Source organism: Microbacterium lacticum, assembly GCF_006716815.1.
GTDB classification, from domain to species: Bacteria; Actinomycetota; Actinomycetes; order Actinomycetales; family Microbacteriaceae; genus Microbacterium; species Microbacterium lacticum.
Map to the genome: position 1 here is coordinate 172,212 of NZ_VFPS01000003.1, position 25,017 is coordinate 197,228.

20 protein-coding genes and 3 pseudogenes are annotated in these 25,017 nt (G+C 69.8%); 12 read left to right on the forward strand and 11 right to left on the reverse strand.

The features are described from left to right. Positions 1–18 precede the first annotated feature (18 nt). Complete coding sequence (locus FHX68_RS09540; RefSeq protein ID WP_425325858.1) at positions 19–1,371, reverse strand: ISL3 family transposase; 1,353 nt, start codon at positions 1,369–1,371, stop codon at positions 19–21. A 751-nt stretch (positions 1,372–2,122) separates the two neighbouring features. Here FHX68_RS09540 and FHX68_RS09545 point away from each other — a divergent pair. Together FHX68_RS09545 and FHX68_RS09550 are read left to right on the forward strand one after the other, a co-directional pair. Continuing rightward, positions 2,123–3,097: an IS481 family transposase gene (locus tag FHX68_RS09545; RefSeq protein WP_141920038.1), complete on the forward strand. Its 975-nt coding sequence runs from the start codon at positions 2,123–2,125 to the stop codon at positions 3,095–3,097. A gap of 9 nt (positions 3,098–3,106) precedes the next feature. Then, the gene (locus FHX68_RS09550; RefSeq protein WP_141381647.1) at positions 3,107–4,075 is read left to right on the forward strand and encodes a diacylglycerol/lipid kinase family protein; all 969 of its coding nucleotides are present in this window, start codon (positions 3,107–3,109) and stop codon (positions 4,073–4,075) included. Between the two features lie 22 nt (positions 4,076–4,097). Here the strand turns inward: FHX68_RS09550 and FHX68_RS09555 are convergent, their stop codons facing one another. Then, complete coding sequence (locus tag FHX68_RS09555; RefSeq protein WP_141381646.1) at positions 4,098–4,277, reverse strand: hypothetical protein; 180 nt, start codon at positions 4,275–4,277, stop codon at positions 4,098–4,100. Between the two features lie 59 nt (positions 4,278–4,336). Further along, positions 4,337–5,023: pseudogene (locus tag FHX68_RS15220) on the reverse strand (IS1634 family transposase); the annotation flags it as partial. A gap of 199 nt (positions 5,024–5,222) precedes the next feature. Between FHX68_RS15220 and FHX68_RS09570 the strand changes: the two are divergent. Beyond that, the gene (locus FHX68_RS09570) at positions 5,223–6,830 is read left to right on the forward strand and encodes a MinD/ParA family ATP-binding protein (RefSeq protein WP_141381007.1); all 1,608 of its coding nucleotides are present in this window, start codon (positions 5,223–5,225) and stop codon (positions 6,828–6,830) included. 29 nt (positions 6,831–6,859) lie between these two features. On the opposite strand, the gene FHX68_RS09575 is transcribed toward FHX68_RS09570, so the two are convergent. From FHX68_RS09575 to purS, 3 genes are all read right to left on the reverse strand, one after another. After that, positions 6,860–7,777, reverse strand: coding sequence for a 2-hydroxyacid dehydrogenase (locus FHX68_RS09575; RefSeq protein ID WP_141381008.1), 918 nt, complete (start codon positions 7,775–7,777; stop codon positions 6,860–6,862). Between the two features lie 157 nt (positions 7,778–7,934). Beyond that, positions 7,935–8,639: a phosphoribosylformylglycinamidine synthase subunit PurQ gene (purQ, locus tag FHX68_RS09580; protein ID WP_141381009.1), complete on the reverse strand. Its 705-nt coding sequence runs from the start codon at positions 8,637–8,639 to the stop codon at positions 7,935–7,937. Then, entirely contained in the window at positions 8,636–8,929 is a 294-nt protein-coding gene (purS, locus tag FHX68_RS09585) for a phosphoribosylformylglycinamidine synthase subunit PurS (RefSeq protein ID WP_141381010.1), read from the reverse strand. The genes purQ and purS overlap by 4 nt, the downstream gene beginning before the upstream one ends. A 211-nt stretch (positions 8,930–9,140) precedes the next feature. On the opposite strand from purS, the pseudogene FHX68_RS09590 reads away from it, so the two are divergent. The 3 genes and pseudogenes from FHX68_RS09590 to FHX68_RS09600 all read left to right on the forward strand — a co-directional run. Continuing rightward, a pseudogene (locus FHX68_RS09590) lies at positions 9,141–9,824 on the forward strand (carbohydrate ABC transporter permease); the annotation flags it as partial. A gap of 27 nt (positions 9,825–9,851) precedes the next feature. Further along, a complete protein-coding gene (locus FHX68_RS09595; RefSeq protein WP_141381011.1) occupies positions 9,852–11,366 on the forward strand; it encodes a GH1 family beta-glucosidase in 1,515 nt (504 codons plus the stop codon). 10 nt (positions 11,367–11,376) lie between these two features. Beyond that, on the forward strand, positions 11,377–12,390 hold the full coding sequence (locus FHX68_RS09600; RefSeq protein WP_141381012.1) for a LacI family DNA-binding transcriptional regulator: 1,014 nt from the start codon (positions 11,377–11,379) through the stop codon (positions 12,388–12,390). 164 nt (positions 12,391–12,554) lie between these two features. Here FHX68_RS09600 and FHX68_RS09605 read toward each other — a convergent pair. The 3 genes and pseudogenes from FHX68_RS09605 to FHX68_RS09615 form a co-directional block, all read right to left on the reverse strand. Beyond that, positions 12,555–12,956: pseudogene (locus FHX68_RS09605) on the reverse strand (VOC family protein); the annotation flags it as partial. A 186-nt stretch (positions 12,957–13,142) separates the two neighbouring features. After that, positions 13,143–14,483: a uracil-xanthine permease family protein gene (locus FHX68_RS09610; RefSeq protein WP_141381014.1), complete on the reverse strand. Its 1,341-nt coding sequence runs from the start codon at positions 14,481–14,483 to the stop codon at positions 13,143–13,145. A gap of 138 nt (positions 14,484–14,621) precedes the next feature. Next, positions 14,622–15,512 carry a MurR/RpiR family transcriptional regulator gene (locus tag FHX68_RS09615; RefSeq protein ID WP_141381015.1) on the reverse strand — a complete coding sequence of 297 codons (891 nt, stop codon included), beginning with the start codon at positions 15,510–15,512 and terminating at the stop codon, positions 14,622–14,624. 138 nt (positions 15,513–15,650) lie between these two features. Between FHX68_RS09615 and murQ the strand changes: the two genes are divergently transcribed. From murQ to FHX68_RS09630, 3 genes are read left to right on the forward strand one after another with little or no spacing between them, the layout of a single operon-like run. Continuing rightward, positions 15,651–16,586, forward strand: a complete 936-nt coding sequence (murQ, locus tag FHX68_RS09620) for an N-acetylmuramic acid 6-phosphate etherase (protein ID WP_229661590.1) — start codon at positions 15,651–15,653, stop codon at positions 16,584–16,586. Between the two features lie 30 nt (positions 16,587–16,616). Continuing rightward, positions 16,617–18,080, forward strand: a complete 1,464-nt coding sequence (locus tag FHX68_RS09625) for a PTS transporter subunit EIIC (RefSeq protein ID WP_141381016.1) — start codon at positions 16,617–16,619, stop codon at positions 18,078–18,080. Next, positions 18,080–19,108, forward strand: coding sequence for a MupG family TIM beta-alpha barrel fold protein (locus tag FHX68_RS09630; protein ID WP_170214263.1), 1,029 nt, complete (start codon positions 18,080–18,082; stop codon positions 19,106–19,108). The genes FHX68_RS09625 and FHX68_RS09630 overlap by 1 nt, the downstream gene beginning before the upstream one ends. 13 nt (positions 19,109–19,121) lie before the next feature. On the opposite strand, the gene FHX68_RS09635 is transcribed toward FHX68_RS09630, so the two are convergent. Then, positions 19,122–20,081 (reverse strand): phosphoribosylaminoimidazolesuccinocarboxamide synthase, encoded by a 960-nt coding sequence (locus tag FHX68_RS09635; protein WP_141381018.1) that lies wholly within the window; start codon positions 20,079–20,081, stop codon positions 19,122–19,124. Positions 20,082–20,179: 98 nt separating this feature from the next. On the opposite strand from FHX68_RS09635, the gene FHX68_RS09640 reads away from it, so the two are divergent. From FHX68_RS09640 to FHX68_RS09650, 3 genes are all read left to right on the forward strand, one after another. Beyond that, positions 20,180–21,160 (forward strand): intradiol ring-cleavage dioxygenase, encoded by a 981-nt coding sequence (locus tag FHX68_RS09640; RefSeq protein ID WP_141381019.1) that lies wholly within the window; start codon positions 20,180–20,182, stop codon positions 21,158–21,160. Positions 21,161–21,281: 121 nt separating this feature from the next. Beyond that, the gene (locus FHX68_RS09645; RefSeq protein ID WP_141381020.1) at positions 21,282–21,896 is read left to right on the forward strand and encodes a PadR family transcriptional regulator; all 615 of its coding nucleotides are present in this window, start codon (positions 21,282–21,284) and stop codon (positions 21,894–21,896) included. Then, entirely contained in the window at positions 21,893–23,410 is a 1,518-nt protein-coding gene (locus tag FHX68_RS09650) for a DHA2 family efflux MFS transporter permease subunit (protein WP_141381021.1), read from the forward strand. Before FHX68_RS09645 ends, FHX68_RS09650 begins: the two co-directional genes overlap by 4 nt. A gap of 175 nt (positions 23,411–23,585) precedes the next feature. On the opposite strand, the gene purD is transcribed toward FHX68_RS09650, so the two are convergent. Continuing rightward, the gene (gene purD / locus FHX68_RS09655; RefSeq protein ID WP_141381022.1) at positions 23,586–24,887 is read right to left on the reverse strand and encodes a phosphoribosylamine--glycine ligase; all 1,302 of its coding nucleotides are present in this window, start codon (positions 24,885–24,887) and stop codon (positions 23,586–23,588) included. Positions 24,888–25,017: the final 130 nt, after the last annotated feature.

The following is a 25,017-nucleotide window of genomic DNA, read 5'->3' on the forward strand; positions in this document are numbered from 1 at the left end:
TAATCGGCTCTTCGGACTTTAGGTGGGGGTGGTGGGGTCGAGGCCGCCGGCGATGAGGAGCATGCGGAGTCGGTAGTTGTCGTAGTTGCGGAAGCCGCGGGCGACGCGGCGGGCGAGTTCGATGAGGCCGTTCACGGCCTCGGTGCCGCCGTTGGATGACCGGTCGGTATCCCAGTAGGACAGGAACGCGGCCCGCCACTGACGCAGGGTGCGGCCGAGTCGGGCGATCTCGGGGATCGGGCAGGTCGGGAGCGATTCGAGCACGTGCTCGGCGATCTTGCGCCCGGTGGCGAGGTCGGCATGCCGGTAGGCGTCGCGGAGTTGCTGCGCGGCCTGCCAGGCGACGTCGACCTCGACGTGCTCCTCGCGCTGCGTGAACGCGGCATCGAGCCGGGCCTTCTGCCGGTCGGTGAGTCGTTCCTGCCCGGCGCGGAGGATGTTGCGGATCCCGTAGAGCGCATCACCTCTGCGTCCGCGGTGCCCGAGGGTGTCTTGCTGGACGCGGCGGCGGACCTCATCGACCGCGGTGGTGCCGAGCTTGACGACGTGGAACGCGTCGAGCACCGCGACGGTATCGTCGAGCTCGTCGTCGAGGGCCTTCTTGTAGCCGGCGAACGGGTCCAGCGTCGCGACCTGCACCCCGTCGCGGAACTCCTGCCCGCGCTCTTGCAGCCAGTCGGCGTAGGCCTTCGCGCTGCGCCCGGGCACGAGGTCCAGCAGGCGGGCCCTCACCCGCCCGGACGCATCGCGCGACAGGTCGACCATCCCGGTCAGTTCCTTCGGACCCCGCCCGCCATCGGCGACGGGTCTGGTGGACACGTGGTGCCAGAGGTGCTCGTCGACGCCGAGCGTGGTGACCCCGTCGAAGCGGGACCCGTCCGCGGCGCGCGTCTCGAGCACCGGCCTGACGTGTCGCCAGACCGTGCGCCACGACACCCCGAGCTGGCGGGCGACGCCCTGCACCGACGCGTTCTCCCTCCGCATCTGCCCCACCGCCCAGATCACCGCTCGGGCCGTGAGCTTGGCGCGAGGCGCGGCGACCAGAGCGTTCTGCTCGGTGAACGACTCCCTCGGGCACGCCTCATCAGCGCACCGGAACCTGCGCTTGCGCCACCGGACCCGCACCGCAGCGGCGCTCATCGGCGCATCGACCAGCACGAGCGCCTTCCGGCCCCGCGACTCGGCGACCTGCCCGCACCCCGGGCACCCGACCGGCCCCGGCGGGGACTCGACGTCGATCAGGAGCACGCCGTCGCGGCAGCGCTCGACAGCCACCACGTGCAGCCCGCCGAGGCCGACGAGCACATCGCAGCGATCACAGTAGACAGCAGAAGACGGGCACGCAGCGGCGCACCCCGTAGCATCGGGCACGGGTCGAGGTCTCCGAACGGAAAGGAAGCTTGATCGCTACCGATCCTCGGGGCCTCGACCCGCCCCACCCCGTCACCACGCGGCCCCGCACATCACCCACCCCCACCTAAAGTCCGAAGAGCCAGATAATCATCCACTCGCCAGCTCACGATGTGTGCAATGGCGGCGTTGCGGATCCACTTCTCCGCTGTCGCGCCTAAATCTCCGGCTAGAGCGACGGAGGCGATGTGCGGAGGAAGCTCGTTCTTGTGACGCGCAAGGGAGGGGTCCGCTTGCAACAGGGCGACCCACGGTGCAAGGACATCTGGGACCTCCACTCGTTCGATGTCCTCAGCCACAGATGCGGCCCAGAACATGGCAGCGTCACGCACAATCAACTTCACGAGGTCGCGGGCCAGGCCTGTACGAACGACCGCGTCTGCGCTGAGCCCACGCTCACCGAGCCGTGCCAACGAGGTTGTGATTGAGATTGATCTCCACCACGGATCTGACGTCGGTGGTGTGAGCAGGAGGTCCCGTGCCGTCCGAAGAAGCGCACTAGTTGACCATGTCTCACTCGGCTGTTCGAACTGAAGGCTAAGCCGTTCCCGGCCCGCGTCAAACTTCGCCGCCATCTCGCGGGAGTTCTTCGCGGCTACCATTTCGTCAAGCGCTAGGTGTACTGACCCAGATCGTTGTTGACGTAGGAGAGACCTCCGGGGTCGAGTTGGAGCTGTCTAAGTTCTTCAGCTCAAACGCACGGAGGTCTCTCTTGTCTCACGCTAATGCCCGGCTGACTCCGGCCGGCCGGTTGATCATGGTTCAGCGCATCCAGTCGGGGCGTGCGGTCGCGCATGTTGCCGCGGAAATGGGGATCTCCCGCACGACCGCGTGGCGGTGGTGGCGCAGGTTCCGGGAGTGCGGCCCGGCGGGCCTGATCGATCGTTCCAGCGTCGCCCGCTCCCACCCTCGCCAGACCAAAGCGTGCGTGGAGGCGAGGGTGCGGATCATGCGGCACCTCACTCGGCGTGGGCCGGTGTTCATCGCTGACAAGCTCGGCTTGCAGGCCTCAACGGTCGGTAGGGTGTTGCGCCGCCACCACGTGCCGTTGCTGCGGGAGCTGGACCCGGTCACGGGGTCCGTGATCCGCGCGACCCGCCGATCCGCGCAGCGTTACGAGCATGATCATCCCGGGTCCCTGATCCACGTTGATGTGAAGAAACTCGGCCGTATCCCCGACGGCGGCGGATGGCGTCTGCATGGCCGCGGGCAACGTCCTGCGCGCAAGCGGGGCCTGGGTTACGACTACGTGCACACCGTCATCGACGACCATTCCCGAGTTGCTTACGCGGAGATCCACGACGACGAGAAAGGCACCACCGCGGCGGGCGTCCTCGACCGCGCGATCGCGTTCTACGCGCGCCTCGGCGTCACAGTCGAACGCGTCATCAGCGACAACGCGTTCGCTTACCGCCACTCGGCCGCGTTCAAGGCCGTGGTCGACGCGCACGGCATCCGACAGCGGTTCATCAAACCGCACTGCCCCTGGACCAACGGGAAAGTCGAACGCCTCAACCGCACCCTCGCCACCGAGTGGGCCTACGCCCGCCCCTGGAGCTCGAACGACGACCGAAAAGCAGGGTTGACGACCTGGCTCGACTACTACAACCTAGACAGGCACCACCTCGGCATCGGAGGCAAAACCCCCATCGACCGAATCAACAACGGTCGAGGTCAGTACACCTAGGCTCAAAAGGTGCACACGAGGCGTGCGGCGGTTGTCTACAACCCGGTCAAGGTCCCGCTTGATCGGGCCCGACGCGCCGTGCAGGAACAGGAGCGTGTGCACGGGTGGGGCGAGTCACGCTGGTACGAGACCAGCAGCGATGACTCCGGGCGGCGGGCGGCCGAGGAGGCGCTTGCGGGCGATCCGACGGTGGTGATCGTCGCGGGCGGTGACGGCACCGTTCGCACGGTCGCCGAAGCTGTCTACGAGACGGGCACGCCGCTGGCGTTGCTGCCCGCGGGCACCGGGAACCTCCTGGCTCGCAACCTCGGTCTGCCGCTGAATGATGTCGAGGGCTCTGTCGCCGCCGCGTTCACCGGGGAGACCCGGGGCGTCGATGTCGCGGTCGCCGAGCTCGAGGACGAGGACGGGACGCGGCGCACCCGGACGTTCCTGGTGATGGCCGGCATCGGGCTGGATGCGGAGATGGCGGAGAACACCAACGCGCTGGCGAAGAAGCGCCTCGGCTGGATGGCCTACGTGGCCCCGATCGCCCGGTCCGTGATCGCGAATCAGCTGTTCCACCTGGATTACCGGGTCGATGGCGGTCGGACCCGGTCGGCGCATGCGCACACGGTCATCGTCGGCAACTGCGGCACCTTGACCGGCAACATGCTGCTGATCCCCACCGCGAAGGTCGACGACGGGCTGCTGGACGTGGTCATGCTGCGCCCCAAGGGCAGGTTCGGGTGGGCCGGGATCGGCACCCGTCTCACTCTCCAAGGAGTCGCGCATCGCTCCCGGCTCGGCCGCCGCATGATCCGTCTCGCCCCGGACCTCCAGGCGCTCGCGTACGCGCAGGGGCGGCGGTTTGAGGCCCACTTCGAGACCCCGCACGGAATCGAACTCGACGGCGACAGCTTCGGCCTGGTCGTGCGGGCGCGAATCACTGTCCGGCCCGGCGCACTCCAGATCTGCATCGGCGACGGCGGGGATTGAACGACTCGCTTCGGTTCGGGTGCTACTTCGTCTTGTCCTCGTCGCGGCCGACGGCGCCCTGGATCTTCTGCCCTGCGTCGTGCAGGGCATCCTGCACGGTGTCGGTGACGTCGCTGACCTTCGTCTCCACCGCATCGACGGCCTTCTCGGTCACGTTTTTCGTGCCTTCCGCAGCACGCTTGATGCTGTCTCCGACGGTCATCTTGACCTGCTTTCTCCTGGCCCGCTCAACACGAGCGGGTAAACGTTCGTTGCGGCGGTGGTCTCGCCCCGGTTGCCCTCGAACGCATGGACCTCCAGCGGGAACCCCACCTGATCGACCAGCAGGCCGACGAGGATCTGCGGATCGACGCGCCGCTCCTTGCTCATCCCGACCTTGCGGAGCGCGTCCTCGTGCTCCGCCTCGAAATACAGCGTGGTCACGTCATACATCACCACCTGCAGCGCCCCGGCCGCCGTCACCTTCCGCAGCGCCGCGTCCGCGAGCTGCGATCGCCAGTCCTCCTCGACGCAACGCGCGAGGGTCCGCCAGATCGTGCGCAACGACGGCGACTTCACACCGATCTCCGCGAGCACCCGGATCGTGTCAGCCTTGCTGGTCGGCTCGATGATCCGCGCCAGCACGAGACGCTTGAAGCTGTCGGTCCCGACCGAGTCGAACCCGACCTCGCGGTAAGCGTGCTCGAGAACATCCCAGAGGACACGGGCCTGGGAGCCGACGATCTCCGGTGTCGCGGTCACCTTCTGCGGCGCGAGCCGGTCCAGATCGAACGCGAGCTGCCCGGCCTGGATCTTCGTGCGGGCGACCTCGAGGAGGAACTCGAGATCCTCGGGCGTGTGAGCGGAGCCGATGTGCTCGACGATCTTCTGCACGCCGTACTGCTTCGACGCGATCTGCACCGCTGTCGCGCCCGACGCGGTGCGCACCTTCCGGATGAACAGGCCCACGCAACACGAGTCTAGAACCCCGGTTTAGTGCGCCAGGCGGGCACTAAGGCAGCGCGAGATCCGCGGAAAATCAAGGATCTCAGGCCGTCCGGGAACCAAGTCGAGCAAAGATGGCACGAGTCAGGTCTGAGGGTGTTTCGGGGCTGAGGACGCCGGGGTGGGATACTCGGGAGCGCCAGAACGCGACAGAAAGGCCCCCGTGGGAACCGCCAGCTTCGAACCGACCGTGCACTACACCTCGAGCACCGTGGCGCAGATCCACGTCTCCGGTGAGATCGACGAGGTCTTCGCGTCGACCGAGGAGGGGCTGCGCGGCCGCGTCGTCGAGGCGATCCGCCTGCTGGCGGCCTCGGCCGGCGAGCCCGTGACCGCGATGGTCGTCGACGGCGAGGTGCGCTGGCCCCTGATCGTGCACCCCGACGGCAGCTTCATCGAGGCGACCGCGCTCGCCGAGACCGAAGACGGCGAGCCCGCCTCGGCCCCGCGCCCGCTCCGCACCGGCGAGGTGCCCGTGGTGACCGGTGGCCCGGCGCCCGAACCCGCCGCAGAGCCCGAGGGTGATCTCACCGCAGATGTCGCCGGGTCGGACGAGACCCGCGATGAGGCGGCGGTGGTGATGGATGCCCCCGAGGCACCCGAGCCCGAAGCCGTCGCCGCCGAGGCGCCGGCGGCGCAGCTCGCGCAGGTTCCTGCCGTGCCCGCGCCCGAGGCGCCCGCCGTCGAGGCCCCCGCCGCCGGCACTCCCGGCGTCGAGACGCCCGTCCCCGAGGCATCCACCCCCGCCGCGCCCCTGCGCAGCACCACGCCGCGCACCGCGACGGCCCGCCGCGACACCGTCCGCGAGGGCGTGCGCCGCGACCCCGTGCAGCGGGCGACGCCGACCGTCGAGGACCTCCTCGGTTCGCGCGCCGACCGCGTGAAGCCGCGCGCCACGGAGGGCTGGCAGGGCGCGATCCGGCGGGCGACCGGCGGCGCCGTCTCGCCGCGACCCGGCAAGGCAGAGCAGTCCCGCATCGACCGCGAGCGGCTCGTGCAGCGCCGGCTCGACGGTCCGCGCACGATCGTGATCCTGAACCCCAAGGGCGGGGCGCACAAGACGACCTCGACGCTGCTGCTCGCGGCGACGTTCGGCACGCAGCGCGGCGGCGCGACCCTCGCGTGGGACAACAACGAGACCCGTGGCACGCTCGGCTGGCGGGCGCAGAACGCGCCGCACCACCGCACCGCGGTCGACCTCCTCGAGCACCTCGACTCGTTCGCCGAGCCGAGCCAGGCGAGCCTCGCCGCGCTCGACACCTACGTGCGCACGCAGGTCGACGCGCGCTTCGATGTGCTCGCCTCCGATGAGGATGCCGCGGCGTCGTCGTCCATCGACGCGGCCGCCTTCGACCGGCTGCACGGTGTGCTCTCGCGGTACTACCGGCTGCTGATCGTCGACACCGGCAACAACATGCGCGCCTCGAACTGGGTCGCCGCGGTGTCGGCCGCCGACCAGCTCGTGATCGTCTCGACCGTGCGTGAGGACACCGCCGCCTCGGCGGCGTGGCTGCTCGACGGACTGCGCGAGAAGGGCTTCGACCAGAAGATCGCCGAGGCCGTCACGATCCTCGCGGCGCCCTCGGCCAAGCCCGACCGCAAGCTCGCGGAGCGCCTCGAGCGCCACTTCGCGCAGGTGACCGCCGACGTCGTGCACGTGCCCTTCGACGCCGCGCTCGTCGACGGCGGCCCGATCGACTTCGACGCGCTGTCGCCCGAGACGCGCGATGCCTGGCTCACGGTCGCGGCATCCATCGCCCAGCGCCTCTGACGGGCGCGCCCGGCGCCCGGCCGCGCGCGTCAGGTGCGGATGACGATGTTCTCGGACTCTTCGCCCGCGAGCAGGTGGTCGATCTGACGGCGGACGAGCGCGGCGATCCGCGGGTGCATGGCGCTCGAGGCGCCGCCGACGTGCGGCGAGATCAGCACGCCCGGCGATGACCAGAGCGGATGCCCCGCCGGCAGCGGCTCCGGGTCGGTGACGTCCAGCGCCGCACGGATGCGGCCGGCCGCGGTGTGCCGCACGAGTGCGTCGGTGTCGATGAGCGGGCCGCGCCCGACGTTGACGACGAGGGCGCCGTCGGGAAGTGCGGCGAGCTCGGCCTCGCCGATGATGTGCCGCGTGGCATCCCCGCCGGGGAGGGTGAGGATCACGATCTCGGCGCTCGGCAGCAGCTCCGCCAGCTCGTCGATGCCGTGCACGGACACGCCGTCCTCGACGCGCGCGTGCGAGGCGACGGGCACGAGGTCGACCTCGAACGGGGCGAGCCGGCGGGCGACGGCCTTGCCCACGCCGCCGTAGCCGAGCAGCAGCACGCGCCGGTCGGCGAGGCTCTGCGCGTAGGTCGGCGCCCAGCGTCCCGCGGCGGTGTCGCGGGCGAAGTCGTCGAGGTGCCGCTGCACCGCGAGGGTGAGGCCGACGGCGAGCTCGGCGGTCGAGGTCTCGTGCACGGTGGCGGCGTTGGCGAACACGACGCCGGGCGGCAGCTTCGCCTCGATGCCCTCGTATCCGATCGACTCGCCCTGCACGAGCCGGGTCTCGACGCCGGCGAGGTGCCCGAACCCGCTCGTGCCGGACATGTACGGCGGCACGACGATGTCGAGGTGCGCGCGCGGCGCCGGGGCATCCATCTCCCACACGATCACCTCGACGCCGTCGGGGAGCGGTTCGAGGTCGCGGGCGAGCTCGGCGGTGGGCACGGAGACGGCGAGGGTCATGCTCTCGACCGTACCCGCCCGGCCAGTGCGGGGCTCGGTCCCGCACCCCTGCGCCCCTGCGGAGATCTGCACAACTGCGGATGCCTGTGCGTGAGGGATCCGCAGAACGGCAGATCTCCGCGGTTGCGCGGTCCCGCGTTACGCGAGAGGCCGCGGGTCAGGCCGCGGCGGCGAGCGACGCGATCGCGGAGGTGAAGAAGGCCAGGCCGTCGACGCCCGAGCGCATGGCGGCGGGGGTGTTCGGGCCGAAACCGGGCTCGACGGCGTGCTCAGGGTGCGGCATGAGGCCGACCACGTTGCCGCGCGCGTTCGTGAGACCGGCGATGTCGTCGAGCGAGCCGTTCGGGTTGACGCCGACGTAGCGGAAGGCCACGAGCCCGTCGCCCTCGATGCGGGCGAGCGTCTCGGCCGAGCAGATGTAGCCGCCGTCGGCGTTCTTCAGCGGGATCGTGATCTCCTGCCCGGGCGTGAACTGCGAGGTCCAGGCGGTCGACGCGTTCTCGACGCGCAGCCGCTGGTCGCGGCGGATGAACTGCTGGTGGGCGTTGCGGATCAGCCCACCGGGCAGCAGGTGCGCCTCGACGAGCATCTGGAAGCCGTTGCAGATGCCGAGGACGGGCATGCCCTTGTGCGCGGCATCCTTCACCTCGGTCATGATCGGCGCGAGCGCGGCGATCGCGCCGGCGCGCAGGTAGTCGCCGTAGCTGAACCCGCCCGGCAGCACGAGGGCATCGACCCCTTCGAGGTCGTGCGCGCCGTGCCAGAGGGCGACCGGCTCGGCTCCGGCGAGGCGGATCGCGCGGCGGGCGTCGCCGTCGTCGAGCGACCCGGGGAAGGTGATGACCCCGATCCGGGCGGTCACCGCGCGGCCCCGCTGGATGCCTCGGAGGAGGCCTCGCCGGCGGCCTCGTCCGCGACCTCGATGCCGACGACGTCCTCGATCACGGCGTTGGAGAGGATCTCCTCGGCGATGGTCTTCACCGCGGCGAGGGTCTCGTCGGAGGCATCCGCCACCGTCAGCTCGAACCGCTTGCCGATGCGGACACCCTCGAACCCGTCGTATCCGAGCCGGGCGAGCGCCCCGGCGACGGCCTTTCCCTGCGGATCGAGCAGCTCGGCCTTGGGCATGACGTCGACGACGATGGTGGGCATTCGAGGCTCCAGGAGTCGCGGGATGAGGGTGCGGCCAGTCTATCCGCCTCGGCCTGTGACCGAATCGTGACCACCTGTCATGGGAGCGCTCCCTTGCCATTTTGGGAGCGATCCCATAGCGTGTTGGTCATCTGGTGAGAGCGCTCCCAAACCGCTGGACGAACAGCGGCAGGCGCCACCGCCGGACGAAGCACTCTCGCACCCACACACGGGCGGCAACTTCTTCTCCAACGCGGCGAAGGTGATCAACGACCCGGCGGTGAACTTCTGGGTCGCCCTGTGGAACTCGATCATCAGCTCGGGTCTCATCGCGCTGTCGGTCGTGTTCTTCTCCACCCTCGCCGGGTGGGCGTTCGCGAAGCTGAAGTTCCGCGGATCGAGCTGGCTGCTCGTGTTCGTCATCGCGACCATGGCGGTGCCCACGCAGCTCGGCGTCGTGCCGCTGTACATCCTCTTCAGCGACCTCGGCTGGACCGGCCAGCTCGGCGCGATCATCGTGCCCGCCCTGGTCAGCGCGTTCGGCGTGTTCTGGATGACCCAGTACCTGCGCCAGGCGGTGCCCGACGAGCTCATCGAGGCCGCGCGCGTCGACGGGGCGACCTCGTTCCGCACCTTCCTCACGGTGGGGCTGCCCGCCGCGCGGCCCGCCGCCGCGATGCTGGCGCTGTTCACCTTCGTGTCGGCGTGGAACAACTTCTTCTGGCCGTTCATCGTGCTCGACCGGCAGAACCCGACGCTCCCCGTCGCGCTGTCGCTCCTCCAGTCGAACTACTTCGTCGACTACTCGATCGTGCTCGCCGGCGTGCTGCTGGCGACGATCCCGCTGCTGATCCTGTTCGTCTTCGCCGGCCGCCAGCTGGTCAGTGGCATCATGCAAGGTGCGGTCAAGGGCTGACGCCCGACCGCTCCCGGAAGGACCATCATGAGTGAGAACCCCCGCGCCTTCGCGCCCGGATTCCTGTTCGGCGCCGCCACCGCGGCCTACCAGATCGAGGGCGCCGCCTTCGAAGACGGGCGCACCGCCTCGATCTGGGACACGTTCAGCCGCGAGCCCGGCGCCGTGCTCCACGGCGACAACGGCGACGTGGCGTGCGACCACTACCACCACTACCCGGCCGACGTCGCGCTGATGAAGGAGCTCGGGCTCGACACCTACCGCTTCTCGGTGTCGTGGGCGCGCGTGCGCCCCGACGGCGGGGCCGTCAACCAGAAGGGCCTCGACTTCTACAAGCGGCTCGTCGACGAGCTGCGCGCGGCGGACATCCTGCCCTGGCTGACCCTGTACCACTGGGATCTGCCGCAGGCGATCGAGGACCGCGGCGGCTGGACGGTGCGCTCCACCGCCGAGCAGTTCACCGAGTACGCCCTGTCGGTGCACGACGCGCTCGGCGACCGCGTGCAGAACTGGACGACCCTCAACGAGCCGTGGTGCTCGTCGTTCCTGAGCTACACCGCCGGCATCCACGCCCCCGGACGCACGAGCGTCACCGACGGCGTGCTCGCCGCCCACCACCTGCTGCTCGGCCACGGGCAGACGGTGGGCGAACTGCGCGCGCGCGACGCGTCGCTCGATCTCGGCATCACCCTGAACCTCACGGTCGCCGAGCCCGTCGACCCCGCCGTTCCGGGCGACGTCGACGCCGCCCGCCGCATCGACGGTCAGTTCAACCGCTGGTTCCTCGACCCGATCTTCCGCGGCGCCTACCCGACCGACATCGTCGAAGACATCCGCGCCGTCTCGCCCGCCGCGATCGCCGCTCTCGACGAGGCGACCCTCCCCGGCGACCTCGAGGCCATCGCCACGCCGCTCGATGCGCTCGGCGTTAACTACTACCACGGGGAGTTCGTCGGCGGATCACCCGACCCGCACGCGCCCGCCTCGGGCGACGCGCCCACGACGCGCGAGATCACCTCGCCGTTCCCCTCGCACGAGCGGATCTTCTGGCACGACCGGGGTCTGCCGCGCACCAACATGAACTGGGAGGTCGACCCCGCCGGCCTCACCACGCTGCTCGAGCGGGTGTGGCGCGAGTACGCGCAGCCCGCCGGCACCGTGCTGTACGTCACCGAGAACGGCGCGTCGTACGACGATGTGGTGGATGCCTCGGGATCGGATGCTGCCGACGGGTCGGGCGCCGCGGCGCGGCGCGTGCACGACGTCGAGCGCACCGTGTTCCTGCGGGCGCACCTCGGCGCGATCCGCGACGCGCAGGACGCCGGCGTCGACGTGCGCGGCTACTTCTACTGGTCGCTCATGGACAACTTCGAGTGGGCGTGGGGTTACGGCAAGCGGTTCGGCATCGTGCACGTCGACTACGACACCCAGGAGCGGACGCTGAAGGACAGCGCGCTGGAGTATCGTCGGGTGATCGCCGCGCGCGCCATCGATGTGGCCCCGGCATCCCCCGTCGGCGAAGCCGCCGCCGCTCAGAGATAGGCCTGCCTACGTGACCATCGAGACGCCGCGTGCGGCAGCGACGATCGAAGAGGTCGCGGCGGCCGCCGGAGTGTCGCGCTCGACGGTGTCGCGGGTCGTGAACGGGTCGACGGCGGTCAGCCCGGCTGCGCTCGAGGCCGTGCAGCGGGCGATCGCCGAGCTCAGCTACGTGCCCAACCGGGCGGCGCGTTCGCTCGCCTCGCGGGCGACGATGGCGATCGCGCTGGTCGTGCCCGAAGACACCACCCGGTTCTTCGGCGATCCGTTTTTCGCGGCGGTGGTCTCGGGCATCAACGCGCGGCTCAGCCGGTCGGACTACGTGCTGAACCTCATCATCGCGAGCGACGATCCCCGCGACAAGACGGCGGCGTATGTGCGCAGCGGCGCGGTCGACGGGGCGATCGTCGTGTCGCACCACACGAGTGACACTTTCATCGACCGCATCGCCACGTCGGTGCCGGTGGTCTACGGCGGTCGGCCCGCGCGGGCGCGCGAGAACGACTACTACGTCGACGTCGACAACACCGCCGGGGCTTACGACGCGACGAAGTACCTGATCGACAAGGGTTTCCGGCGGATCGCGCACATCTCTGGACCGGTCTCGATGCCCGCCGGGATCGACCGTCTCGCCGGGTTCCGCTCGGCCCTCGCCGACGCCGGCATGGTGCCCGTCGCCGTCGAGGACGGCAACTTCACCGCCGACGGCGGGTCGGCGGCGATGGCGCGGATTCTCGAGTCCGCGGCCTCCTTCGACGCGCTCTTCATCGCGAGCGACCTCATGGCGCGCGGCGCTCTGGCCGTGCTCGGCCGGGCGGGCATCCGCGTGCCCACCGACGTCGCGATCATCGGGTTCTACGATTCGCCGGTCGCCACGGCGGTGCAGCCGAACCTCACGACCGTGCGCCAGCCCTCGCACCAGCAGGGCCAGCAGATGGCCGAGGTGCTGCTGCGGCTGCTCGCCGGAGGCACGCCCGAGCACGTGACCGTGCTCGACACCGAGCTCGTGGTGCGCGCCTCGGCCTGAGGGGCGGGGCGGGCTGGGAGGGCGCGCGGCGCGGACTGTTCGCCATTCAGTCTCCCGGGGCGGGTGTTACGGAACGTTCCGCGGAAACACGCGGTTCGTGCGGCGCGCCGCGGCCGCGGAGACTGAATTGTGCACGGGTTCCGCCCGGAACCGACCCGGATGCCTCAGGCGAGGGCCGCGCGCAGCTCGTTGTTCCAGGGGTCGACGAACGTCACGGCGCGGCCGTCGTCGCGCACGGCGACGCCGTGGTCGCGGAGGCGCTCGGTGAGGGCGCCGAGGCCATCGGCATCCGGCAGCGCCAGTTCGACGCGACCGAGGCCGAGCGCGGGCATCCGCGGCCCCGCACCGCGGGAGTTCCAGACGTTCATCGCCATGTGATGGTGGTAGCCGCCGGCGCTGACGAACAGGGCCGATCCGGGCATGGAGGCCGTGGTCTCGAACCCGAGCGCGTCGACGTAGAACGCGCGGGCGGTGGCCACGTCGCCGACCGACAGGTGCACGTGGGCGATCGCCGCGGCGTCGCCGGCCGTCGCGCCGTCGGCGGCCGCTTCGCTGAGGTGCCGGCGGCCGGCTCCCGCTACAGAAACCAGCATCCGCGCTAGAAGAATCCTGTCGCGGATGCTGGTTGTTGTCGCGCCTCCGGCGAGGGGCCGCGGAGTCGCAGCAAGGTCGGGTCCCACGGTGCATCTGACCCAGGGATGCCTCGCGCGCGAGCGGCTCGCGCGCGAGGCATCCGGGTCGGTTCTGGCGGGTTACTCCGGGTCGCCGCCGAGCTGGCCGATGGGCACGATGGGGCCGCCGTCGTCGGCGCCGGTCTTGCGCCAGCGGGCGATCGCGTTGCCGCCGTGGTAGATCACGAGCGCGGCGACCGTGCCGAGGACGATGGCCGAGAACGTGAGCGAGCCGATGCCCATCGTGAACCCGGCGATCGCGATCACGAACGACACGGCGACCGTGTACTGGTTGACCGGGCGCGAGAAGTCGACCTGGTTGTCGACCCAGATCTTGATGCCGATCACGCCGATGAGGCCGTACAGCGCGGTCGTCGCACCGCCGATGACGCCCGCCGGGATCGTGTTGATCACGGCGCCGATGGCGGGGGAGAACGACAGCAGCACGGCGATCGCGCCGGCCACCCAGTACGCCGCCGTCGAGTAGACGCGGGTCGCCGCCATGACGCCGATGTTCTCGCCGTACGTGGTCGTCGCCGAGCCGCCGAACAGGCCCGCGAGGGTGCTCGCGACGCCGTCGGCGGTGAGCGCGCGGCCGGTGCTCGCGTTGATGGTGGGGTCGCCGGTCATCGTGGCGACGCCGCGCACGTGCCCGACGTTCTCGGCGACGAGCACGAGGATCACCGGGAGGAAGATCGGCAGCAGGCTCCACGAGGTCGGATCGCCGAAGGCGGGCAGGTGGAACTCCGGGAGCCCGAGCAGGGGCGCCGCGGCGACCGCGTCGAAGTTCACCGCGCCGGTGATCGCGGCGAATACGTATCCGACGACGACGCCGAGGAAGATCGAGATGCGCCCGAGGAATCCGCGGAACAGCACGCTGAACAGGATGATCGCGACGAGGGTGACCGTGGCCACGAGCGGCTGGAGCGTGAAGTTGTTCCACGCGGCGGGGGCGAGGTTCAGACCGATCAGGGCGACGATGGCGCCGGCGACGACCGGCGGCATGAGCTTCTCGATCCAGCGGGTGCCGACCTTCTGCACGAGCAGGCCGACGAGCGCGAGCAGCACGCCGGTGACCGCGACGCTGACCATCGCCTGCGTGATCTGTTCGGTCGTCTCGAGCGTCTTGCCGCCGTTGTAGGCCTGGATCGGGGCGATGAACGCGAACGACGACCCGAGGTAGCTCGGCAGCTTGTTGCGCGTGATCACCAGGAACAGAATCGTGCCGACGCCCGAGAAGAACAGCGTCGTCGAGACGGGGAATCCCGTCAGGATCGGCACGAGGAACGTGGCGCCGAACATCGCGACCACGTGCTGCGCGCCGATCGCGATGGTACCGGGCCAGCTCAGGCGCTCGTTGGGCTTGACGACGGCGCCGGGTTCGACGGTGCGGCCGTCGCCGTGCAGGGTCCAGATGGGCATGCGGGTGCTCCTCGATCTGACAGGTTTGTTGCGGGATGCCGGTGGTGCCGGATGCCGGGGCGCTGCCGGGCGCCGACGATGAACGCGACGCCGACAGCGACGGTGGATGCCTGCGCTCAGATTAGCGCTGACGACACGCTACCTGGGAGATCGCTGGGTGCCGTCGGGTAGGTGTTGTGGACGTACGGCGTCTCGGGTGGCATCCAGCGCGGCGTCGAGGTTGTCGAAACGGAGCTGCCCGACCCGCAGGAAAAGAAAGTCGACGACGGCGAGCTGCGCCATCCTGCTCGCGAGGGCAGCCGCGCGCAGTGTCGTTTCGCGTGCGGGCGTGCGCAGGAACAGATCGCACGCACCGGCGAGTGCTGATTCACCATCGCCAGTGACAGCCACTGTGAGGGCTCCAGTGCGAGTGGCGACCTCCACAGCGTGCACGACATCGCGTGTGCCGCCGCTGAACGAGAACGCGACGACGACGGTATGTTCATCGGCGAGGGCTGCGTGGACGAGCTGCATGTGGATGTCGGGTGATGTCAGGCAGTTGAGGCCGATGCGCTGCAATTTTTGAGCGAGGTCGCTGGCGGCGAGGGCCGACGCGCCGACGCCGAAGGCGACCACTCGTGCTCCCGCAGAGATGCGCTGTGCGGTCTGTTCCAGGGCCTCGAGATCGAGCAGCCGCGCGGTCTGCTCGATCGTGCGCGCCTCATGGAAGGCGACCTTCGACACCATGTCGGCCAGGGAGTCCGAAGGATTCAGACGGCCTTCGGCGATATCGGACCGTTCGAGATCGGCGGCGTGCCGCGAGAGTTCCTGCGCCAACTGCAGGCGGAGGGCGGGAAAGCCGGTGTAGCCGAGCGTCTTCGCGAAGCGCACGACGGATGCCTGTGACACGCCCGCGCGCTCAGCCAGCTCGACGACCGTGGTGTCGACCACGGAATCGGGGTCACGGAGCACGACGGTGGCCACCGCCGCTTCGGCGGGCCGTAGCCGAGCGATCACGGTGTGGATCGCCTCAATGACGTCGCCGTCCATATCGCCTCCCGGATAGCGTCAGCTTCTCACGGTGACTGAAAAAGTTCTTCACAAATACCCTAGCTTGTGAAAGAGTAATTCTTGCCGAGGTCGGCTTCGCTCTCGGTAACGCGGCGACGACATCACAAGGAGGAACGCGTGTCCGCTTCGCGCCCGATATCGATCACCGAACAGCAGAACCCGCGCACACGACGCCTCGATGCGATGGGAATCGACGAGTTCCTCACGACGATGAACGACGAAGACGCCGGCGTCGCCGATGCCGTGCGCGCTCAGATTCCGCAGATCGCTCGTGCGGTCGAACTGGTGGTGAGCGCCTTGCATGGCGGCGGGCGCTTGATCTACCAGGGAGCCGGCACGAGTGGGCGTCTCGGCGTGCTCGACGCCTCTGAGTGCCCGCCGACGTTCGGCACCGACCCTGCACAGATCATCGGGGTGCTCGCAGGCGGACGGGAGGCGATGTTCGCGGCCGTGGAGCGGGCAGAGGACTCCGACGAGCTCGCCGTCGCCGACCTCGTCGCGCTCGGTCTCGACGAGCGCGACGTCGTGGTCGGCATCGCCGCTTCGGGTCGCACGCCTTATGTCCTCGGCGGACTCGATTACGCGCGACGGGTGGGCGCGGCGACTGTATCGCTCGCCTGCAACACCGGCGCCGAGATCAGCCGGCATGCCGACGTGGCGATCGAGATCGACAACGGCCCCGAGGTGCTCACGGGCTCGACCCGGCTCAAAGCGGGCACGAGCCAGAAGCTCGTGCTCAATATGATCTCCACGGCCGCCATGGTGCGGCTCGGCAAGGTCTACGGCAACCTCATGGTCGATGTGCGCCCGACCAACGAGAAGCTCGTTGACCGCGCCGCCCGCATCGTGCAGGCCGCTACGGACTGCGACAGGGCCACCGCCGAACGAGCGCTCGCCGCCGCGGGCAATCACGCCAAGACGGCGATCGTCTCGATCCTGTGCGGCATAGACGCGGCCGCCGCGCGCGAACGCCTCTCGGTTGCGCAGGGGTTCGTACGCGACGCCATCGACGGAGAGCGCCCGAGCCCCCTCTCCTCAACTGCTCATCACTGACCCGCATCCCGAAAATCGAAGGAAATCACTGTGGATTACCCCCAACTCAGTCGCGACATCCTCCCGCTCGTCGGGGGCACCGCGAACATCTCCTCGTTCACCAACTGCATGACGCGTCTTCGTCTCGAGGTCATCGACCCCGAAAGCGTCGACCTTGATGCTCTCAAGGCCCTCGACGGGGTCATGGGGGTCGTTTCCGGCGACCAGCTGCAGGTCGTCGTCGGTCCGGGTCATGCACAGCGGCTGCGCGACGCCTTCGCGGTGGAGAGCGGAATGTCGGGCTCGGCACCACTGGATGACGACGAGGCGCCGCTGAGCGCGGCCGACGACCTCCGCCAGCTGCAGACGAAGAACAACCAGAAAGTGAAGTCTCGGCAGAAGACCGGCGTGCACTCGCTGTTCCGGCACATCGGCAACATCTTCATCCCGATCATCCCCGGTTTCATCGCGTGCGGACTCATCGTCGCGATCGCGAACGTCTGGAAAATCATCGATCCCGGAGTCGTCCAGAACCCGTGGTTCCTCGCGTTCGCCGCTCTCGGCTCGATCGTCGTGGGGTCGCTGAACCTGCTCGTCGGCTACAACACCGCGAAGGAGTTCGGCGGCACCCCCGTGCTCGGTCTCATCGCGGGTGGGATCTCGTACATGCCCGCGCTTGCAGGAATCGCGGCGACGACGGCTGCCGACGGCACGGTGATCCCCGCACAACCGCTCGTGCTGCCACTGTTCGGCGAACTGAAGCCGGCGCTCGGCGGCATCGTCGGCGTGATCGTCACGGCCTGGCTCTTCACCGTGATCGAGAAGTGGGTGCGCAAGCGAGTCCCCGCGTGGGCTGACCTGTTCGTCGTGCCCGTCGTCACGGTCCTCGTCGGCGCAGCGGTCTGCATCTTCGTCATCATGCCCATTGCGGGGCTTCTCATGCAGGGCATCAACTGGCTGCTCATCGACTTCGCCCTCGAACGGGGCGGAGTGATCGGCGGATACCTGCTGTCGTCGCTGTTCCTGCCGCTGGTCATGCTCGGCATTCATCAGGGACTCACCCCGATCCATGCTCAGCTGATCGCCGACCACGGCTACACCCAGCTGCTCCCCGTGCTCGCGATGGCCGGCGCGGGCGAGGTCGGTATGGCGATCGCGATCTACATCAAGACGAAGAGCACGCGCTTGAAGAGCATCATCCGAGCGGCACTGCCCATCGGCGTGCTCGGGGTGGGCGAGCCGCTCATCTACGGAGTGTCGTTGCCGCTCTTCTATCCGCTCATCACGGCCTGTCTCGGTGGAGGTTTCGGCGGCGCCTTCGTGGCCTACGGCATCCAAGCCACTGGCGGCTTCGGAGCCGGAGCCCTCGGGCTCTCGGGGGTGCTCATGACAGCGGTCATCACGAACGGGCAATGGCTCTGGTACGTGGGAGGGTTGCTGATCGCATACACCATGGGGTTCCTCCTGACCTACCTTTTCGGGTTCAAGGAGCACATGGTCGCAAGGCTGAGCTGATGCTGTTCTCGCTCTACCCGACGGATACACCCGAGGTGCGCCGCGCGGTCGTCTCGCAGGCCGTCGCACTCGCGGACCGGCCCTTGCTGTTCACCTCCCTACACCTTCCGGAAAGTGCCGATCTCGACGGGTACGGCGCCGAGCTCACCGCGCTGCACCGTGAACACGGGGTGAGTTTCTGCGCCGACATCTCCCCACTCGCGCTCGAGCGTCTGGGGTCGGGAGTCGGCGGCACGGCGCGCCTGCGCGAGTGGGGAGTGACGACGCTGCGCATCGACTTCGGCTTCGCGCCGCATGAGATCCGCGAGATTGCGGCCGCGTCGCGGTGTGCCATCGCGGTGAATGCGAGCACAGCGACCGCGTCGCTGCTCGACGAGCTCGAAAGTGTGCGGCCCATCGGCTGGCACAACTTCTACCCTCGGCCCGAAACGGGCATCACCACGGCCTTCTATGTGAGCCAGAACGAGTTGTTTCGTGAGAGAGGGCTGCCGCTCTACGCTTTCGTGCCGGGCGAGGTGTCGTTCAGGGCGCCGCTCCACCTAGGCCTGCCGATGCTCGAAGAGCACCGGCACCGCACGGCGTGGCGCAATTACCTGCACCTCCGTCGGCTCGATCCGCATGTCGAGATTGTCTGCGCCGAGGCCACACTGCTGCCCGAACACCTGCGATGGATCGCGCGAGTCGAGCAGTCGGGAGAGATTACGGTCCCCCTCGCAGGGCTCGACGACGCAGGTGCATTCCTGCGCGAGAGCGTCTGGCGCCTGCGGATCGAGGACGCCGCCGCTTCGTTCCGCCTCGAAGGGACGCGCGGCGAGATCCCTCCCTCAGCCCCGCGCAACGCTGACCGGCGCGAGGTGGGGTCGCTGCAGATGGACCTCGATCGTCTCGGACGCTACCGCGGAGAAGTGCACCTCATGCGGCAGAATCTGCCGCTCACCGGCATGCAGGGGCACGTCGGAGAGATCGCGGCGCCCTACCGCGGCATTGTCGCCGACCTGCGCCCTGGCGATGTCCTGCGCTTCGAGTGAAGCCCACCTACCGTCAGGCCGTCAGGCGCTCGAGCAGCTCGCGGTAATTGTCGGCGGTGCGCTCGACGATCTCGGTGGGCAGCTCGGGCGGGGTGCCGGCGCCGTCCCAGTGCGCCGCGAGCCAATCGCGCACGATCTGCTTATCGAAGCTCGCCATGCGCTCGGCCGGGGTGGTGCCCGTTGCCCACGCCTCGGCATCCCAGTACCGCGATGAGTCGCTCGTGAGCACTTCGTCGGCGAGCGTGAGCACGCCGTCGGCGTCGAGCCCGAACTCGAACTTCGTGTCGGCGAGGATCAGGCCGTGGGCCTCGGCGGTCGCCGCCGCGCGGCGGTAGATCGCGAGCGAGGCGTCGCGCAGCTGCGCGGCGCGCTCGGGCCCGACGAGCTCCTCGGTCTGTGCGAACGAGATGTTCTCGTCGTGCTCGCCGAGCGGCGCCTTGTAGGCGGGCGTGAAGATCGGCTCGGGCAGACGGTCGCCGTCGCCGAGCCCGGCGGGCAGTGCGATGCCGCAGACGGTGCCGGATGCCTGGTATTCCTTCCAGCCCGACCCGGTGAGGTACCCGCGCACGACGCACTCGATCGGCAGCATGTCGAGGGTGCGGGCCACCATCGCGCGGCCCGCGACGGCCTGCGGGATGAGGTCGACCAGGTCGTCGGCGGTGTTCGCCTGCCCGTCGGGGCCGAGGGTCAGCGCGTGCGTCGCGGCGAGGTGGTTGGGAATGCGCGGGCCGCCGTCGGCGCCCGAGAGCTGGTCGAACCACCACAGGCTCAGCGTCGTCAGCAGTTCGCCCTTGCCGGGGATGCCGGGGGAGAGCACGTGGTCGAACGCGCTCACGCGGTCGCTGGCCACCACCAGTATCCGCCCCTCTGTCGTGGCCGATGCCGCTGCCGCCGAATCGGCCGGGCGGTAAAGGTCGCGCACCTTTCCCGAGTACACGTGGGTCCAGCCGGGCAGGTCCGAGGCATCCGTCACCGCTCCATTATCGCGGGCGGCGCGACGCCGCGCCGGCACATCACAGACGCATAGGTGGCCCACAGTGCGGTGAGGGGATTCGGCGTCATGCTGGCCCCATGATCCCCGAGCCCGAGAACACGCCCGACGGCCCGCGTTATGTGGGCCGCACCCTTCCCCGCCCCGATGACGAGGTCGTCGATCAGGGGGCGGGTTTCGATCTAACCACCCTCGTCTCACGCCGCGCGATGTTCAGCATCGCGGGGCTCGGGGTGGGCGCCGCGGCCCTGGCCGACTGCAGTGCGGTCACCGCAGCGGATGCCTCGCCTTCCGCCACGGCGAGCGCGACACCGCTCTCGACGCCGAGGCCGACGGCCACGCCGACCCCCACCCCCACGGTGTCGTACGCCCTGCCCGCGGCCGAGATCCCCGACGAGACCGCCGGGCCCTACCCCGGCGACGGCTCGAACGGACCCGATGTGCTCGAGCAGTCGGGCATCGTCCGCTCCGATCTGCGCAGCTCGATCGGCGGCGGCACGACCGCCGAGGGTGCGCCGCTGCAGTTCACCCTGCGCATCACCGACATGGCGAACGGCGACGCGCCCTTCGCCGGGGTGGCCGTGTACGCCTGGCACTGCAACGCGCAGGGCGAGTACTCGATGTACTCCTCGGGCATCGAGAACGAGACCTACCTGCGCGGCGTGCAGGTGACCGACGCCGACGGGCAGGTGACGTTCACCTCGATCGTGCCGGCCTGCTATTCCGGCCGGTGGCCGCACATCCACTTCGAGGTCTACCCGTCGGTCGACACGATCACCGACTCGGCGAACGCCATCGCCACCTCGCAGATCGCGATGCCCGAGAGCATGCTCGCGAGCGTCTACGCCCTGCCCGCCTACGACGGATCGACCCGCAACCTGTCGCAGATCACGCTCGCGAGCGACAACGTGTTCGGCGACGACGGCGGCGCCCTGCAGGTCGCGACCGTCACCGGCGACGCGACGAACGGCTACACCGCGATGCTCGTGGCGCGGGTCGACACGACCACGGCACCCACCGGCGGATCCGCCCCCGGCGGCGGGGGCCCCGGCGGTCGCTGAGCGCCGCCTTCACGCAGCCCCCGACGCCCGCAGCCCCACCCGCATTCCCCCGCGGGTGGGGCTGTTGCGTGGCATCCGTCGCCGTGTATAGTCCATCTGGACTAATCGACACGGAGTAATCATGACGGATGCCGCACGCCTCACCCCGCTGGGGGTCATGGTGCTCGCCATGCTGCGCGAAGACGAGATGCACCCGTACGAGATGATCCGGCTCATGCGGCAGCGTCACGACGACCGCATCGTGCCGCTGACGAACGGCACGATGTACCACACCGTCGGCCGGCTCGAGCGCTGCGGCCTGCTGACCGAGGTCGGCGTCGACCGCGACGGCAACCGTCCCGAACGCACCACGTATGCGCTGACGGATGCCGGGGAGCGCGCCATCGTCGACTGGGTGCGCCGCGAACTGCCCGTGCTCGGCCACCCCGTCGAGTACCGCGTCGCACTCTCCGAGGCGCACAACCTCGACCGCGATGAGACGGTCGCGCTGCTGCGCCGCCGACTCGAGGCGCTCGATGACTCGCTCGAGATGCACCGGAAGGGTCTCGCGAAGGCGCGGACCACCGGCATCGTCGAGCAGTACCTCGTCGAGGTCGACCGCGAACACGCGCTGCTGCGCGCCGACCGTGACTGGCTCTCGGCGTTCATCGATCGACTCGTCCACCCCGATTTCGTCTGGGGCACCCACGTCACAGACGACCGTTATCTGGCACAGAGAGAGGCCGCACGGCAATGACCGATCCTTCCCGCACTCCCGCGACCGACGCGGGCGCCCCCGCGGGCGCGCACACCGCCGCCGGCGCGCCCGGCACCGCCCACAACCCGTGGCCTGCCCTGTGGGCGCTCGTCATCGGGTTCTTCATGATCCTGGTCGACACGACCATCGTCTCGGTGGCGAACCCCGCCATCAAGGCGGCCCTCGACCCCGACACCGCCAACCTCGACAACGTCGTGTGGGTCACCTCGGCGTATCTCCTCGCCTACGCCGTGCCGCTGCTGATCACCGGACGCCTGGGCGACCGTTTCGGCCCGAAGAAGATCTACCTCATCGGGCTCGCGATCTTCACCCTCGCCTCCCTCGGCTGCGGACTGTCGTCGACGCTCGAGATGCTCATCGTGTTCCGCGCGGTGCAGGGCTTCGGGGCATCCCTCATGACGCCGCAGACGATGGCCGTCATCACCCGCACCTTCCCGCCGAACCAGCGCGGCGCGGCGATGGGCCTCTGGGGCGCGACCTCGGGCGTCGCGATGCTCGTCGGCCCGCTCGCGGGCGGCCTGCTCGTCGACGGGCTCGGCTGGGAGTGGATCTTCTTCGTCAACCTGCCCGTCGGGATCATCGGCTTCGTGCTGGCCTGGATGCTCGTGCCGAACCTCGAGACGCACCGCCACCGCTTCGACATGGTCGGCGTGTTGCTGAGCGCAGTGGGACTCTTCCTCGTCGTGTTCGGTCTGCAGGAGGGCGAGCACTACGACTGGGCGCCGTGGGTGTGGGCGATGATCGTGGGCGGCGTGCTCGTCATGGCGCTGTTCATCTGGCAGCAGTCGCGCACGAAGAGCGAACCGCTCGTGCCGCTCGCGCTCTTCCGCGACCGCAACTTCTCGGTCGCGAACATCGGCATCGCGACCGTCGGCTTCGCCGTGACCGCCATGTCGCTGCCGATGATGTTCTTCTACCAGCTCGCCCGCGGGCTCACCCCGACCGAGTCGGCGCTGCTGCTGATCCCGATGGCCGTGTTCGCCGGTGTGCTCGCCCCGATCGCCGGACGCGTGCTCGACCGCGTCGACCCGCGGCTGCTGCTCGTGCCCGGGCTGCTGCTGAGCGCGATCTCGATCTTCTGGTACTCCGCGCTGATGCACCCCGACACCCCGATCTGGATGTTCCTCCTGCCCTCGGCGCTCATGGGCATCGCGCAGGCCGGGATGTGGGGGCCGCTCGCGACCACCGCGACCCGCAACCTGCAGCCGCGCCAGGCCGGCGCCGGCTCGGGCATCTACAACACGACCCGCACGATCGGGTCGGTGCTCGGCTCGGCCGCCATCGCCGCGCTCATGCAGGGCCGGCTCGAGGCGAACCTGCCCGGTGCCGCCGAGGCCGGAGGCGACTTCGCCGCCGGTCAGCTGCCCGACATGGTCGTCGGAGGATTCTCGGATGCCATGGCGCAGACCATGCTCCTCCCCGGCATCGTGCTCCTGGTCGGCGTCGTCGCGGTGCTGTTCATGCAGCGGCCCGCGCACCTCGGGGAGCGCTGAGGGGCGCTGGCAGGGGCTCGCGCCGGCCGCGTCTCGCGGGTGCCGCCGGCGGCCGGCTGGTGTGGCCGCCGGCGGGCTCGCTGGATTCGCAAAATCGCCACAGAATCGGATGCCTCGGCATCCATTCTCCGAATCTGTTGCTGATCTCCGATTCTGGTGAGGGCCGGCGCGGGGCTTACTCGGCGGCGGTGCGGGCGACGACGGCGGCGATGTCGGTCCGGAAGTGCGCGCCGTCGAGGGTGATCTCGTCGAGCGCGGCGTACGCGCGCTCGCGCGCCTGCGCGAAGGTGTCGCCCGTCGCGATGACGTTGAGCACGCGGCCGCCGGTCGAGATGAGGTCGCCGCCGGGGGCATCCGGCCCCGCGGTCGCCGCGTGCGCGAGGTGCACGCCGGGGGTGGCGGCCGCGGCATCCAAGCCGCCGATCGTGCGGCCCGTCACGGGCGCCTCGGGGTAGCCCTCGCTCGCGAGCACGACCGTGATCGCGGCGATGTCGGCGAAGGTCGGCTCGGGCTCGTCTTCGAGGGTGCCGGATGCCGCGGACATCAGGAGTCGCGACAGCGGGCTCGTCAGGCGGGCGAGCACGACCTGCGTCTCGGGATCGCCGAAGCGCGCGTTGAACTCGATGACCTTGATCTCGGTCGCCTCGCCCTCGCCGGTGAGGATGAGGCCGGCGTAGAGCAGTCCGATGAAGGGGGTGCCCTCGGCATCCAGCTGTCGGATGACGGGTTCGGCCACCTCTGCGGTGACGCGCTCGATGAACGCGCGTTCGCTGCCGAATCGCTCGGCGAGCCACGGCAGCGGCGAGTATGCGCCCATGCCGCCGGTGTTGGGGCCGGCGTCGCCGTCGTAGGCGCGCTTGAAGTCCTGCGCCGGCGACAGCGCGCGGACGGTGTCGCCGTCGCTCACGAAGAAGAGCGAGACCTCGGGGCCGGAGAGGAACTCCTCGACGAGCACGGGGCCCGTGGGGAGGAACGCGTCGGCGTGGGCGAGCGCGGCGGTGCGGTCGTCGGTCACGATGACGCCCTTGCCCGCCGCGAGCCCGTCGGCCTTGACGACGTAGGGCGCGCCGTAGGCGTCGATCGCCGCCTCGACCTCGGGGCGGGTGGCGGCGCGGGTCGCCCGCCCGGTGGGCACGCCCGCGGCATCCATGATGCGCTTCGCGAAGGCCTTCGATCCCTCGAGCGCCGCGGCGGCCTTGCCTGGGCCGAAGACCGGGATGCCGCGCTCGCGGAGCGCGTCAGCGACCCCCGCGACCAGCGGCGCCTCGGGGCCGATGATGACGAGGTCGATCTGCTCGTCGTTCGCGTACTCGGTGACGGCCGCGGGAGAGTTCGCGTCGAGCGTCGACACGAGCGTCGCGTCGGCGGCGATGCCGGCATTGCCCGGCGCCGCGAAGAGCTCGTGGCCGCCCTCGGCCTTCAGAGCGAGGAGCAGGGCGTGCTCGCGGGCACCGGAACCGAGGACGAGAATGCGCACGCCGCCAGCCTACCGAGCGGCCGGGGGCGGGCGTCGGGGTGTTCGGGCGTCGGGCGGCTCGGTTGCCGGGGTCGGGCGGTGGGGGCATCGCCCCGATCTGTACCGTTTGCAGGATCGATCGACGAGTCGG